At 52.3% G+C, this 13,436-nt stretch carries 9 protein-coding genes and 1 pseudogene; 4 read left to right on the forward strand and 6 right to left on the reverse strand.

Features of this window, described 5'->3' with window-relative positions:
* Positions 1–30: 30 nt before the first annotated feature.
* Both HT085_RS07315 and HT085_RS12285 read right to left on the reverse strand, forming a co-directional pair.
* Positions 31–2,142 carry a transferrin-binding protein-like solute binding protein gene (locus tag HT085_RS07315; protein WP_014580321.1) on the reverse strand — a complete coding sequence of 704 codons (2,112 nt, stop codon included), beginning with the start codon at positions 2,140–2,142 and terminating at the stop codon, positions 31–33.
* Between the two features lie 3,071 nt (positions 2,143–5,213).
* Positions 5,214–5,330, reverse strand: a pseudogene (locus HT085_RS12285) (Fic family protein); the annotation flags it as partial.
* Positions 5,331–5,526: 196 nt separating this feature from the next.
* Here HT085_RS12285 and fic point away from each other — a divergent pair.
* Positions 5,527–6,636 carry a protein adenylyltransferase Fic gene (gene fic, locus HT085_RS07320; RefSeq protein WP_003689382.1) on the forward strand — a complete coding sequence of 370 codons (1,110 nt, stop codon included), beginning with the start codon at positions 5,527–5,529 and terminating at the stop codon, positions 6,634–6,636.
* 728 nt (positions 6,637–7,364) lie between these two features.
* Here the strand turns inward: fic and murI are convergent.
* Positions 7,365–8,177: a glutamate racemase gene (gene murI, locus HT085_RS07325; RefSeq protein WP_003689383.1), complete on the reverse strand. Its 813-nt coding sequence runs from the start codon at positions 8,175–8,177 to the stop codon at positions 7,365–7,367.
* Between the two features lie 187 nt (positions 8,178–8,364).
* On the opposite strand from murI, the gene tsaE reads away from it, so the two are divergent.
* From tsaE to HT085_RS07340, 3 genes are all read left to right on the forward strand, one after another.
* On the forward strand, positions 8,365–8,826 hold the full coding sequence (tsaE, locus tag HT085_RS07330; protein ID WP_003703029.1) for a tRNA (adenosine(37)-N6)-threonylcarbamoyltransferase complex ATPase subunit type 1 TsaE: 462 nt from the start codon (positions 8,365–8,367) through the stop codon (positions 8,824–8,826).
* Positions 8,823–10,073, forward strand: coding sequence for an N-acetylmuramoyl-L-alanine amidase (locus HT085_RS07335; protein ID WP_014580324.1), 1,251 nt, complete (start codon positions 8,823–8,825; stop codon positions 10,071–10,073). The genes tsaE and HT085_RS07335 overlap by 4 nt, the downstream gene beginning before the upstream one ends.
* Before the next feature lie 81 nt (positions 10,074–10,154).
* Positions 10,155–10,973, forward strand: a complete 819-nt coding sequence (locus HT085_RS07340) for a Fic family protein (protein ID WP_025455823.1) — start codon at positions 10,155–10,157, stop codon at positions 10,971–10,973.
* 45 nt (positions 10,974–11,018) lie between these two features.
* On the opposite strand, the gene HT085_RS07345 is transcribed toward HT085_RS07340, so the two are convergent.
* Genes HT085_RS07345 through HT085_RS07355 form a run of 3 tightly spaced genes read right to left on the reverse strand, consistent with a single transcriptional unit; the run spans position 11,019 to position 13,434 of the window.
* Positions 11,019–12,161, reverse strand: a complete 1,143-nt coding sequence (locus HT085_RS07345; RefSeq protein ID WP_004465704.1) for a THUMP domain-containing class I SAM-dependent RNA methyltransferase — start codon at positions 12,159–12,161, stop codon at positions 11,019–11,021.
* 48 nt (positions 12,162–12,209) lie between these two features.
* A complete protein-coding gene (locus tag HT085_RS07350; RefSeq protein ID WP_003693592.1) occupies positions 12,210–12,632 on the reverse strand; it encodes a hypothetical protein in 423 nt (140 codons plus the stop codon).
* A complete protein-coding gene (locus tag HT085_RS07355; protein ID WP_004465706.1) occupies positions 12,625–13,434 on the reverse strand; it encodes an NUDIX domain-containing protein in 810 nt (269 codons plus the stop codon). Before HT085_RS07355 ends, HT085_RS07350 begins: the two co-directional genes overlap by 8 nt.
* Between the last annotated feature and the right edge of the window lie 2 nt (positions 13,435–13,436).

Raw genomic sequence — 13,436 nt, forward strand, 5'->3', positions numbered from 1 at the left:
GCCTTATTCTCGATTGTTCGGCAGCCGTGCTTATTGCACAAGCTCTTGGCGTTTCGCACCGAATACCACGGTCGCGCTGCCTGCTGAATTTCCATTGCCGGATGAAGTTTGCGCATTTTTCGTTTGTCCATTGCCCGGATAGGCAAACCATCCGCCCAACTCTTCGGCTTTAGGCCCGTAAAAACCGCCCTGCACCGCGGCACTTGTGATGTGCACTTTATGTGTACCGGTGCTGCTGTTTTGATCCGGCGCAAAGCCGCCATTACCGGTTTTCGCCGTACCTTTAAAGCCGTTGCCATCAATCATGGCGTCAATGGTAAAGGTTGCCTCCGACCTGTTTTCAGCGGTTAACTTGCCGTTAATTTTTTTCGCATCGAAATTCACGGTAAATTCCGCCCTGTTGCCACTCGTTGCATTGGAAGCATTGCCGCTCCAGCTTGTGCCGCTGACAATATACCCGTACCAAGACCCCCGATAAACGATGTCTTGCCCTTGTGGAATCTTGTTTTCATCGGTGCGCTCGCCTTGAAGGAACATACTTCGTGCGCCCTGTGCCGTTTGGGCGGCGGCTTGGCTGCCTTTGCCGCCTCCCCCCGTGTTGCCGGCGGTTTTGCGCGTCAGCAACCCGTATTTCAGATAATTGAGGTTGGAACAGCAGGCTTGGACTTTATAGGTTTTTGTTTCGCCACTTGTGCCGCCCGCCGCATTTGAAACGGTTTGCATGCCGCCCGCGCCTGTTTGGGCTTGGGTGTTTTTTTCATCGCTTTCCGGCGTGTAGGTTGTTTCGTAGATAAAGGCTGTTTTGCCGTTTTCACCTTTATCTGCCTGACCGTCCCCGCTTTCGGTGGGCAGGAGCGGAATCATAATGCCGTCGACAACCAGTCGGGTAGCGTTGCTGAAGTTGTCGAGATTTTTGATTTCCTTGCCGTCTGGTGTCAATTCAACCGCATCCAAAACCGTGGTCAGCTTACCGTTTTCAGACGACGTGCCTGCCGCACCGTTTGATACGGAAACGCTTGCACCGCCCGAAGCACCGTTACCGCCCCCATTTTCGGCTTTGTCTCCGGTTTTCGCGCTGCCGACAACGGCAACTTTTCCATCGTCGCTCAAAAAGCGGAAACCCAATTCCTTACCCTGCGGGCCGAAAAAGCCGCCGCTCAGAGAAAACGAGTCGGAAACAAAGGGATGTTTCTTGGTTTGATCCCCGGTTTCACCATTTTTTGATTTGTCGGTTGCCATCGCCTTGCCGCTGAAGCGGTTGCCCCTAAGCGTCGCATCAAGGGTGTAGTATTCGGTGGTATATTTATTTTGATCATCACTATTATCATTGATTACATGATTGTTTTTAACTAATTTTCCTTTGAGGGTTTTGTTCTCAAAATCAACCGTTATTTCTGTTGTTAATCCCAAACCTTTGTGCTTTTCTTTTTTATCATCCTCTTTTTTGACTATATAATCCAACTCCCCGGGAAAAGCACTATATCGGTCGCCGGGTTTCGTAGAAGTATTTCCTAAATCTGTAAATTTCTGATTTGCTTTCACATCAGTTAAGAAATTCCAAGTCCCTTTATACGTAACCTGTCCCAATACAGGGAGTTGTCTCGAGGGATTTTTGCCTTTATAAAAAATATAACCGTCAGGACCGTTTCTGACTTCGATTATTTTACTAGATGAATCGTCTTTTTTAATTGTACGCCCAATCCGTTTATAAAAAAAACCCGACCATACGTATTTGAAATCGTGATAGCCCTCAACCTTAGATATACTCTGACCTTCTTGACTTGAATCTTGCAATGTTTCTCCATCATTTCCAGTTAAGGCATCAATAATACTTTTTTGTTTGGAAGGGTTTTTGATACCACCATTATCCGTTTGTTCCCAATCACTCTCGTTCAGTTTAACCCTGTCTTCTTTTGTCGACCCATACCAATTCCGCCGCTTGAAGCGCATTGCAAAACCGTATCCGCCTTGGTCTTTTCGGGCTTCCGGTTTTTTGGAAGGAACATCTTGATACTTTGGCGCGGGACGCGGGGCTTCGGTATCGACAGAATCAAGATCGAAACTGCCGCCTCCGCCCAGACAAGCGCTCAACAAAAACACAGGCAGCACCATAGCAGCCTGATTCACCAATGGATTGTTCATAACAAACCCGATTCAATTAAAGAATGATAAGGATTATTATTTTATTTATTTTTAAAAAATTTGCAAATGCTTTTTTATATTTTTAGTAAATAAACCAAAATACCGTCATTCCCGCGCTGCTTTTAAAACCGCCTGCAACCGCCAAACCTGCTGCAATCCGCTCCCTCCCCTGCGCGGGGGAGGGCTGGGGAGAGGGCACTTTCCAAGTTGCGGCAACCTCTCCCAAATCCCTTAGTCTTCTAAAACACAAGCCTTGCGGCTTACTGCCCTCTCTCTAACTCTCTCCCGCAGGGAGAGAGGACGGTGCGGCTGTTGGGGTTAAGGTTTCTGTAAACTAATCAGCTTGTGCAGGCTGTTTTTTATTTTTCATACGACCTGAAATCAACGGTAAATCCAAGTTGCTTTTCAAACCGCCTGCAACCGCAAAATCTGCCGCAATCCGCTCCCTCCCCCGTGGGGGAGGGCCGGGGAGACGGCATTCTCCAAGTTGCGGCAACCTTTCCCAAATCCCTTAGTCTTCTAAAATACAAACCTTGCGGCTTGTTGCCCTCTCTCTAGCTTTCTCCCGCAGGGAGAGAGGACGGTGCGGCTGTTGGGGTTAAGGTTTCTGTAAACTAATCAGCTTGTGCAGGCTGTTTTTTATTTTTCATACGACCTGAAATCAACGGTAAATCCAAGTTGCTTTTCAAACCGCCTGCAACCGCAAAATCTGCCGCAATCCGCTCCCTCCCCCGTGGGGGAGGGCCGGGGAGAGGGCATTCTCCGAGTTGCGGCAATCTTTCCCAAACTCCCTTAGTCTTCTAAAATACAAACCTTGCGGCTTGTTGCCCTCTCTCCAGCCCTCTCCCACGGGAGAGAGGACGGTGCGGCTGTTGGGGTTAAGGTTTATGCAAACTAATACGGCTTGTGCAGGCTGTTTTTTATTTTTCATACGACCTGAAATCAACGGTAAATCCAAGTTGCTTTTCAAACCGCCTGCAACCGCAAAATCTGCCGCAATCCGCTCCCTCCCCTGCGCGGGGGAGGGCCGGGGAGAGGGCATTCTCCGAGTTGCGGCAATCTTTCCCAAACTCCCTTAGTCTTCTAAAATACAAACCTTGCGGCTTGTTGCCCTCTCTCTAACTCTCTCCCGCAGGGAGAGAGGACGGTGCGGCTGTTGGGGTTAAGGTTTCTGTAAACTAATCAGCTTGTGCAGGCTGTTTTTTATTTTTCATACGACCTGAAATCAACGGTAAATCCAAGTTGCTTTTCAAACCGCCTGCAACCGCAAAATCTGCCGCAATCCGCTCCCTCCCCCGTGGGGGAGGGCCGGGGAGAGGGCATTCTCCAAGTTGCGGCAATCTTTCCCAAACTCCCTTAGTCTTCTAAAACACAAGCCTTGCGGCTTACTGCCCTCTCTCTAGCTTTCTCCCACAGGGAGAGAGGACGGGTCGGCTGTTGGGGTTGAGGTTTGCTGCAAGGAAAACAGGTTGTGCAGGCTGCTTTTTATTTTTCAGACGACCTGCATCAACGGTTGTAAATCCAATCTGTTTTTCAAACCGCCTGCAACCGCAAAACCTGCCGCAATCCGCTCCCTCCCCCGTGGGGGAGGGCCGGGGAGAGGGCATTCTCCAAGTTGCGGCAATCTTTCCCAAACTCCCTTAGTCTTCTAAAATACAAACCTTGCGGCTTGTTGCCCTCTCTCTAACTCTCTCCCGCAGGGAGAGAGGACGGGGTGGCTGTTGGGGTTAAGGTTTATGCAAACTAATACGGCTTGTGCAGGCTGTTTTTTATTTTTCATACGACCTGAAATCAACGGTAAATCCAAGTTGCTTTTAAAACCGCCTGCAACCGCAAAATCTGCCGCAATCCGCTCCCTCCCCCGTGGGGGAGGGCCGGGGAGAGGGCATTCTCCGAGTTGCGGCAATCTTTCCCAAACTCCCTTAGTCTTCTAAAATACAAACCTTGCGGCTTGTTGCCCTCTCTCTAACTCTCTCCCGCAGGGAGAGAGGACGGGGTGGCTGTTGGGGTTAAGGTTTCTGTAAACTAATCAGCTTGTGCAGGCTGTTTTTTATTTTTCATACGACCTGAAATCAACGGTAAATCCAAGTTGCTTTTCAAACCGCCTGCAACCGCAAAATCTGCCGCAATCCGCTCCCTCCCCTGCGCGGGGGAGGGCCGGGGAGAGGGCACTTTCCAAGTTGCGGCAACCTCTCCCAAATCCCTTAGTCTTCTAAAACACAAGCCTTGCGGCTTACTGCCCTCTCTCTAACTCTCTCCCGCAGGGAGAGAGGACGGTGCGGCTGTTGGGGTTAAGGTTTATGCAAACTAATACGGCTTGTGCAGGCTGTTTTTTATTTTTCATACGACCTGAAATCAACGGTAAATCCAAGTTGCTTTTCAAACCGCCTGCAACCGCAAAATCTGCCGCAATCCGCTCCCTCCCCCGTGGGGGAGGGCCGGGGAGAGGGCATTCTCCGAGTTGCGGCAATCTTTCCCAAACTCCCTTAGTCTTCTAAAATACAAACCTTGCGGCTTGTTGCCCTCTCTCTAACTCTCTCCCGCAGGGAGAGAGGACGGTGCGGCTGTTGGGGTTAAGGTTTATGCAAACTAATACGGCTTGCTGCCCTCTCTCTAACTCTCTCCCACGGGGAGAGAGGACTATGATGCCCACCGGCGGCTTGCTATTAGGAATATCTGAATCGTCATTCCCACGAAAGTGGGAATCTAGAACGTCAAATCTCAAGAAACCGTTTTATCCGATAAGTTTCTGTTCCGACAGGTTCGGATTCCCGCCTGCGCGGGAATGACGAATCCATCCATACGGAAACCTGCATCCCGTCATTCCCACGAACCTACATTCCGTCATTCCCGCGAAAGTGGGAATCTAGTTTTTTGAGTTTCAGTCATTCCCGATAAATTGCCTTAGCATTGAAGGTCCGGATTCCCGCCTGCGCGGGAATGACGGGATTTGAGGTTTCTGTTTTTAATTTTCTGTTTTCACGGGAATGACGGTTTAAAAGTTACCCGAAACCTCAAAAAAAAGCTGTGTTTTAATATAGTGTTGATAGACGTACTTGGCCTCCATGTATTCAATCGTGGAAATCTATATCTTCGTCCTCGCCGAAATAGTCTATGCCCGATATACAATTTTGATACACAAACTTGGAAATATGGGTATCGTCGCCGGAGCGATAGAATGCGGACAGTTATATATATACGGTTTTTTTAGGGGAGCGGGCAGATGAAGGGCGGATTTTGAATTAACCCCATGCAAATTGACTTTTGCGGGCGGTTTTACCGCCCATATATTTACAAAAGCCAAATTTTTAAACATATATCCTTGATATATACACGGCGTAAACATATACTGGAAACATCTTTAAATTTTCCGAAATTTTAAACATGAGCAACTGGAAACCCGATATTCCCTATAACGATTTACCACCCCTGCCGCCAAAACAGGATATTGAAAGCAAAACCATCCTGAAACGTTGTATAGCCGCCCGTGCATCCCTTGCCCGTTTAAAGCAGGCGGCAGAATTGATACCGAATCAAGCCATGCTGATTAACACCCTTCCTGTTATGGAAGCCCGTGCAAGTTCGGAAATTGAAAACATCGTAACCACCACGGACAAGCTGTTTCAATCCCTGCAAATGGATACGGAACGGCAAGACCCTGCCACGAAAGAAGCCCTGCAATACCGCACCGCCCTGTTTGCAGGCTATGAATCACTGGCGAGCCGCCCTTTATGCACACAAACCGCCATCATGGTCTGCAACGCCATCAAACACCCCTACGAAACGGCCATCCGCAAAACAGGCGGCACAGCCCTAAAAGGAGGTAACAGCGGAAATGTTGTCTATACCCCGCCCGAAGGAGAAGAAACCATACGCGGCAAGCTGGCAAATTGGGAGCGGTTTATTCACGAAAGCGGCGATTTAGACCCGCTTGTCATCATGGCGGCGGCACATTACCAATTTGAAGCCATCCACCCGTTTACGGACGGCAACGGGCGGACGGGACGCATATTGAACAGCCTGCTATTGATTGAAAAAGGGCTTTTGGATTTGCCTATTTTGTATTTGAGCCGCTACATCATCGAAAACAGGGCGGACTATTACCGCCTGCTTTTAGGCGTAACCGAACGGCAGGATTGGGAAAGCTGGATAATCTACATCTTAGACGGCGTAGCCGACACCGCCGATTGGACGGTATCGAAAATAGATGCGATACGCTGCCTGTTCGAGCAGACACGTCAACACATACGGACACACGCACAAGGAATCTACACGCACGAACTGGTAAATCTTCTGTTTGAGCAGCCATATACACGCATTGCCAACCTAGAAGCGGCAGGGATAGCCAAACGGCAGACGGCCTCTAAGTACCTGAAAGAGCTTTCAGGCATAGGTGTGCTGCAAGAAATCGCCATCGGCAGGGACAAACTATTCATTCATCCGCGCCTAATGGAACTATTGCGGGGAGAGGGCAACAGCTTTACTTCATTCTAACCCCCTCTTCATCCCTACATGACTAACACGAAACAGGGATTTTGACACCCGAACCGGTACCCCTTGTATTTTCCCCGCGAAAAGCCGGCATCCGCCCGCGTATCATGGGAGCAACAAAACCCCTGCCTAAAATTTTGACTTGTGCAAATTAGGGGTATATTTGGGGGGTATATTGAAAAATGGCTAAAATAAAATGTTTAATAAACAAAATGTTGAAACTTAATTTCGATAGAGCCTCTGCATATCGTATTGAGGCGTTAATGGAATTTGAGAAAGCTATTTTTAAATAAGAAAAGGTAACTATTAAATAGCTACCTTTCTAAAATTAAATATCAACACATCGTTAAAACACAGCCAAAAAAAAACCGAAACCGAACGGTCCGGATTCCCGCCTGCGCGGGAATGACGGATTTCAAGATTACGGTATTGTCGGGGATGATGGGAAACGGTGGGAATTGTGTAAAAAATGCCGTCTGAAGCCTTTCAGGCGGCATTTGCGGCATTCGGACATTTAAAAATCCCGTCATTCCCGCGCAGGAGGGAATCCGAATACATCCGCACAGAAACCTGCATCCCGTCATTCCCGCGAAAGCGGGAATCTAGAACGTAAAATCTAAAGAAACCGTTTTATCCGACAAGTTTCCGCACCGACAGGTCTAGATTCCCACTTTCGCGGGAATGACGGGATTTTAGGTCTCTGTAATCTCGGGCAGCTTTCCGTTATCGTTTTAACCCAAAGACACCATTTCAATCTGCTCCATCGTCCTGCCCAGAAAACGCTCGCCGATGGTTCTGAATTTCAAAGGAATATCGCTGACGTAAAAACGGTAGTCGGGATTGTTGTTGCCGGTATCGAGCAATCCTTCCTGTGCAAGGACGCGTGCGGTTTCTTCGGCCGTCGTAATCGCGGAATCGACCAGCGCGACATTGTGCGCCTCCCTGCCGATTAAGGGCTTGAGCAAGGGAAAGTGCGTGCAGCCCAACACCAGCGTATCGATGCCGTCTGCAAGCAGTGGTTTGAGGTATTCGCATACGGTCAGGCGGGTAACTTCGTGTTCCAACCAACCTTCCTCCACCAAAGGGACGAGCAGCGGCGCGGCCTGCGTGCGGACGAGCGTGTCGGGGTTGTCCCTGTGGATGGCGCGCGCATAAGCATTGCTGTTGACTGTCGTATTGGTGGCGATGATGCCGATTTTATTGTTGCGCGTCGTTGCCAGCGCGGCTTTGGCGCCGGCGGAAATCACGTCCAAAACGGGCATATTGCCCGTCTTTTGACGGATTTTCCGCCCCGCAACCGCCGCAATCGTGTTGCACGCGATAACCATCGCCTTGACATCGTGTCCCAATAAAAAATCGACAATCTGCATCGAGAAATTTTCGATGGTCGCCTTAGATTTCGTCCCGTAAGGCACGCGCGCCGTGTCGCCGAAATAAATGATGTTCTCCATCGGCAGCCGTTCCATCAGCGCGCGCACATTGGTCAAACCGCCGATTCCCGAGTCAAAAACGCCGATGGGCCGCTGCCTGCCGATATTTTCCATCCTTTTTCCAATCCGTCCTAAACATACAATCCGCATATTGTACACGCGCCGCTTTTTCTTGACAGCCATGCCGTCTGAAAGCAGGATGCGTATTTGGCTGTTATAATGTACGGCAATGCCGCCGCCGGGCGCACGGTTTTCCGACCGCCTGCCCTCCGATCCGCCACATAAAAGTTGTAAAGCCCCTATGTCTGATTTTTCCCCCGTTTCCCGATTCCTTGCCGACGAAGCCGCCACACTCGATTTGGGCGCGGCGTGGTCTTCCCGTTTAAACGCACCGCTGGTCATTTACCTCGAAGGGGATTTGGGTGCGGGCAAAACCACGCTGACGCGCGGCATCCTGCGCGGATTGGGTCACCAGGGCGCAGTCAAAAGCCCGACCTACGCCATCGTCGAATCTTATCCGCTGGAACGCTTCGCCCTGCACCATTTCGACCTCTACCGCTTCTCGTTCCCCGAAGAATGGGAAGACGCGGGGCTTGACGAGCTGTTTGCCGCAAACAGCGTCTGCCTGATCGAATGGCCGCAACAGGGAGGCGAATTTACCCCGCCTGCCGACATCACCGCAACATTGACACACGGCGGCGGCGGCAGAAAATGCCTGCTGACCGCCCATACCGAACGAGGACGCGAAAGCCTGCCGCTATGACCAAACTGACACGAAGACAAATCATCCGCCGCACCGCCGACACACTGTTCGCCCTGAGCCCCATCGCATCCGCCGTTGCCAAAACGGTACGCGCCCCGCAGTTTACCGCCGCACGGATATGGCCGTCGCACACCTACACCCGCCTGACGCTGGAAAGCACCGCCGCGCTCAAATACCAGCACTTCGCGCTCGACAACCCGGGCAGGTTGGTCGTCGATATACAAAACGCAAACATCAATACCGTATTGCACGGGCTTTCCCAAAAAGTTATGGCGGACGACCCCTTTATCCGCAGCATACGCGCGGGTCAGAACACGCCGACCACCGTCCGCCTCGTCATCGACCTGAAACAGCCCACCCACGCACAAGTCTTCGCGCTTCCGCCCGTCGGCGGCTTTAAGGACCGCCTCGTCGTCGACCTCTATCCGCACGGGATGGATGCCGACGATCCGATGATGGCGCTGCTCAACGGCAGCCTGAACAAAACCCTGCGCGGCTCTCCGGAAGCCGACCCCGCCCAAAACACCACGCCCCGACCCGGGCGAGGCAAAAACGGGCGCAGACCCGTCATCATGCTCGATCCGGGACACGGCGGTGAAGACCCCGGCGCCGTCAGCCCGGGCGGTTTGCAGGAAAAACACGTCGTCCTCTCCATCGCCCGCGAAACCAAAAAACAATTGGAAGCCTTGGGTTACAACGTCTTTATGACGCGCAACGAAGACGTGTTCATCCCATTGGGCGTGCGTGTCGCCAAAGGGCGCGCACGGCGGGCGGACGTATTCGTCTCCATCCACGCCGACGCTTTCACCAGCCCCTCCGCGCGCGGAACGGGGGTTTATATGCTGAACACCAAAGGCGCGACCAGCTCTGCCGCCAAATTCTTGGAACAAACCCAAAATAATGCCGACGCGGTCGGCGGCGTACCGACCAGCGGCAACCGCAATGTCGATACCGCCCTGCTCGACATGACGCAAACCGCCACACTGCGCGACAGCCGCAAACTCGGCAAACTGGTGCTTGAAGAATTGGGCAGGCTCAACCATCTGCACAAAGGCAGGGTGGACGAAGCCAATTTCGCCGTATTGCGCGCACCCGATATGCCGTCTATCCTGGTCGAAACCGCCTTCCTGTCCAATCCTGCCGAAGAGAAGCTGCTGGGCAGCGAATCCTTCCGTCGGCAGTGCGCCCAATCCATTGCCTCGGGTGTCCAACGCTACATCAATACATCCGTATTGAAGCGGGGTTGATTGAAAAGGCGGTGTTTCAAAATATAGTTGTCGGATGAAGGCAGGCATAAACCTACTTCCGCCCCAAACCGCGTTTTTATGATGAAAGGTATGGATAAATTGAGATACCAACGGGATTTTTTAAATATCCGCCCCATTTTTACAGCCGGCGAACAAGAATACCTGACCGAATTGTCCGATCGGCTTCCTTTATCTGTTTTAACGGACTCCGTGCGTAATATTGAAGAAATCGGTATCGATTTTGTGTACAGTCCTGCCAAATTGGAAGGAAACACTTATAATCAATACGATACGCAGGCATTGCTTAAACTCGGGCAAACCGCAGGCGGGAAGTTATATTCGGATGCCGTAATGTTAATCAACCTGAGGGAAAGTTACCGGCACCTGCTGTCCGGTTTGGACAGCCCCAAGCCGTTTGACTGGTTGGATTTCTTAAAAACCACCCACAGCCTGATTTCGGAAAACTTACTGGAAAAAGGCTCCGGCGGCGTAGTCCGCCGCGACAGCGTTACTATAAGCGGGACAGACTACACCCCTTTATCCAACCCGCAAAGTTTGGATACGGAATTGAAATGGTTGCTTCAAGAAGCCCCCAAAATAGAAAATCCTTTCGACCGCGCCGTTTATCTCCATAATAATTTGGCGTATCTCCGATATTTTAAGGACTGCAATAAACGTACTGCCAGAAACTGTATGACCTTGTCGCTGATGCGCTCCGGTTTTTTTCCTTGCGTATTCTCCCCCGACAGTTATCCCGCCTATGCCGAGGCTGTCGTAGCCTATTACGAAACCGGCGATTACGGTTTATTCAAGAAATATTTTATTTCGGCATACGAAAATACCGTAAATAAGTACGGTCCCCAGCCTGATGTGGATATTTTCCGAAATTTCTCCATTTAAAAAGCCGTCTGAACATTTTTCAGACGGCATTTTTGTACACTTTCCTCAACGGTTCGATCCCTGCACCATATCGATCAGGAACAGGCGGCAGTCGATGTTGCCGTTATAAAGCGGGATTTTCCGCTTGGGCAGCAGGCGCATGAATTTGGGCATTTCCCTGTCGCCGGTAAACATGCCGACCCGCCAGCCGGCATAGTGTTTTTTCAACCACGTCCCCAACTGCGGATAAAGTGCCTGCAAAGCGCGGACTTCCTCAAGGCGCACGCCGTAGGGCGGATTGGACACCATGATGCCGTTTTCGCCGTTCGGACGGACGGACTGCGCGCCGGCAACGCTGAAGGAAACGATGTCGTCCGCTCCGGCATTGTGTGCGTTGTCCAATGCCGTCTGAACGATGCGGCGGCCGTTGTCGCTGCCTGCAATCGGGGCGCGGACGGGGCGGGTTTGCGCTTCGGCGCGGCGGCGCAAATCCGCCCACAGCGTTTTATCGAAATTTTGCAGTTTTTCAAAACCGAAGCGGCGCATCATACCCGGCGCGCGGCCGGCGGCAATCCAAGCGGCTTCGATAGCAATCGTGCCGCTGCCGCAAAACGGGTCTTGAAACGGCTGCGTGCCGTCGTAGCCTGCCGAGAGCAGCAGCCCGGCGGCAAGGTTTTCGCGCAGCGGGGCTTCGCCGGTATCCAGGCGGTAGCCGCGTTTGAACAGGGCTTCGCCCGAAGTGTCGATGAAGATTTCGACATTGCGTTCGTCCAAAAAGGCGTGGATGCGGACATCGGGCGCGGCTTTGTCCACGCTCGGACGTGCGTCGTAAATGTCGCGGAAAGCGTCGCAGACGGCATCTTTGACGGTCAGGCCGGCAAATTGGAGGCTTTTGACGTTGGCGCGTTTTGCCTCGATTTTGACTTTGAACGTCTGCTGCAAGGTAAACCAGTTGAACCAGTTGATGTTTTTGGCAAGTTTGTAGATGTCGCGCTCGGTTCGGTATGTGCCTTTGGTCAGGCGCAGCAGGATGCGGCCGGCGGTACGCGAGTGCAGGTTGGCGGCGTAGGCCTGTTCCAATCCGCCCCGGCAGGAAACGCCGCCGTCAAACGCTTGGACATCGGTACAGCCGAGGCTTCCGAGTTCTTGAGATAAAACGGTTTCCAAGCCGCGCGGGCAGGTGGCGAAAAGTGTATATAAAGTATTCATAGCGTGTCCTTTCCGGACGGATGTTCCGGCAATGGCGGATTGAAAGGTTTATTCGGCGGTAAATGCCGTCTGAAATGTCCGGCTGCCGATTGTAATGTCCGCCGTAAAATCGCGCCTGCCTTCGACACAGACGGGCAGGCGGATGCGTGCTGCCTGCCAATTCCCCGACGGTTGCCGCTCGAACATATAGCGGTTGAAACCCATATCCATATTTTTCATACTGAAGCTGATGCTGACCTGTTCCGTGCCGGCGGGCGCGTGTTCGATATAAATATCAAACGGTTTTTTGGTTGAAACGGCGGCGGCGCGGACACGGCTTCCGTCCGGCAGCGTGCAACCCTCGGTCAAATCGCATTGCGCCGCCACGGCTTGCGGCTGCTGCGCCTGCCACCATTGCAACAAAACGAGCTTGAAGGCGGCAAAGGCAGTCAGCAGCAGTGCGGCAAGCAGTAATTTGCGGTTTTTATTCATGATTCTTCCCTATTGTTTCATCCCTTACCACCGCGTGCGCCCCCAATCCGAGCCATAGTTTTCCATAACGTGCAACCGTCTGTCCGTTTGCTGCAAGTACGAGCGGCACGGATACGCCCTGCCGCAGGGCTTCTGCCGCCTCTTGTGCCTGAACATCATCGCACACGCGCCACACGGCCACATCCGCGCCCTTTTCCTGCGCCTGCCGCCATTGTTCGCGGGCCTGCACCATCATCCACACGCTGCCGGCGTGTTCGGACCTGTCCTGCCATTGTGCCGCCTCCATCAAAACGTTCGCACCGCTTCCCCCTGCCGAACCCAAAGGCAGGACGCGGTACGCGCCCATACTGTTTTCGCCGTACAAACCTGTTTTCAGGCTGCCGTACAAACGGCGCGGGACGGACAGCGAACGCAAAAGCGCACCGTTGGCAGGCAGCATGGGGGCAACGGTAAAATCACCCGCCTTCTGCCAAGACCATTCCTGCCCTTCGCGCGATTGCGGTCCGCCCTCCCATTGATCGGGGTTTACCCATAAGAATTTCAGGCAGACGCGGGCGTGTTCGTAGGAATGGATTTTGGTCAGCCAAGGCGTGGCGGCGAGGATGCGGATGCCGAGTTCTTCTCCAAACTCGCGTTGCAGGGCTTGGAAGTCGGTTTCGCCCGCCTCGACCTTGCCGCCGGCAAATTCCCAATATCCGGCATAGGGCTTGCCTTCGGGGCGCGAGCCGAGCAGGTAATTGCCGTCTGAATCGAGCAGGATGCCGGCAACGACGCGGATAAGGGGGCGGGTATCTTGGATCATGG

Source organism: Neisseria gonorrhoeae (assembly GCF_013030075.1).
Classification (GTDB): Bacteria; Pseudomonadota; Gammaproteobacteria; order Burkholderiales; family Neisseriaceae; genus Neisseria; species Neisseria gonorrhoeae.

Coding starts and splice junctions, on each gene's coding strand:
- HT085_RS07315 (WP_014580321.1), bottom strand. CDS start 2,142: ATGAACAATCCATTGGTGAATCAGGCTGCTATGGTGCTGCCTGTGTTT.
- fic (WP_003689382.1), top strand. CDS start 5,527: ATGAGCAACTGGAAACCCGATATTCCCTATAACGATTTACCACCCCTG.
- murI (WP_003689383.1), bottom strand. CDS start 8,177: ATGGAAAATATCGGCAGGCAGCGGCCCATCGGCGTTTTTGACTCGGGA.
- tsaE (WP_003703029.1), top strand. CDS start 8,365: ATGTCTGATTTTTCCCCCGTTTCCCGATTCCTTGCCGACGAAGCCGCC.
- HT085_RS07335 (WP_014580324.1), top strand. CDS start 8,823: ATGACCAAACTGACACGAAGACAAATCATCCGCCGCACCGCCGACACA.
- HT085_RS07340 (WP_025455823.1), top strand. CDS start 10,155: ATGAAAGGTATGGATAAATTGAGATACCAACGGGATTTTTTAAATATC.
- HT085_RS07345 (WP_004465704.1), bottom strand. CDS start 12,161: ATGAATACTTTATATACACTTTTCGCCACCTGCCCGCGCGGCTTGGAA.
- HT085_RS07350 (WP_003693592.1), bottom strand. CDS start 12,632: ATGAATAAAAACCGCAAATTACTGCTTGCCGCACTGCTGCTGACTGCC.
- HT085_RS07355 (WP_004465706.1), bottom strand. CDS start 13,434: ATGATCCAAGATACCCGCCCCCTTATCCGCGTCGTTGCCGGCATCCTG.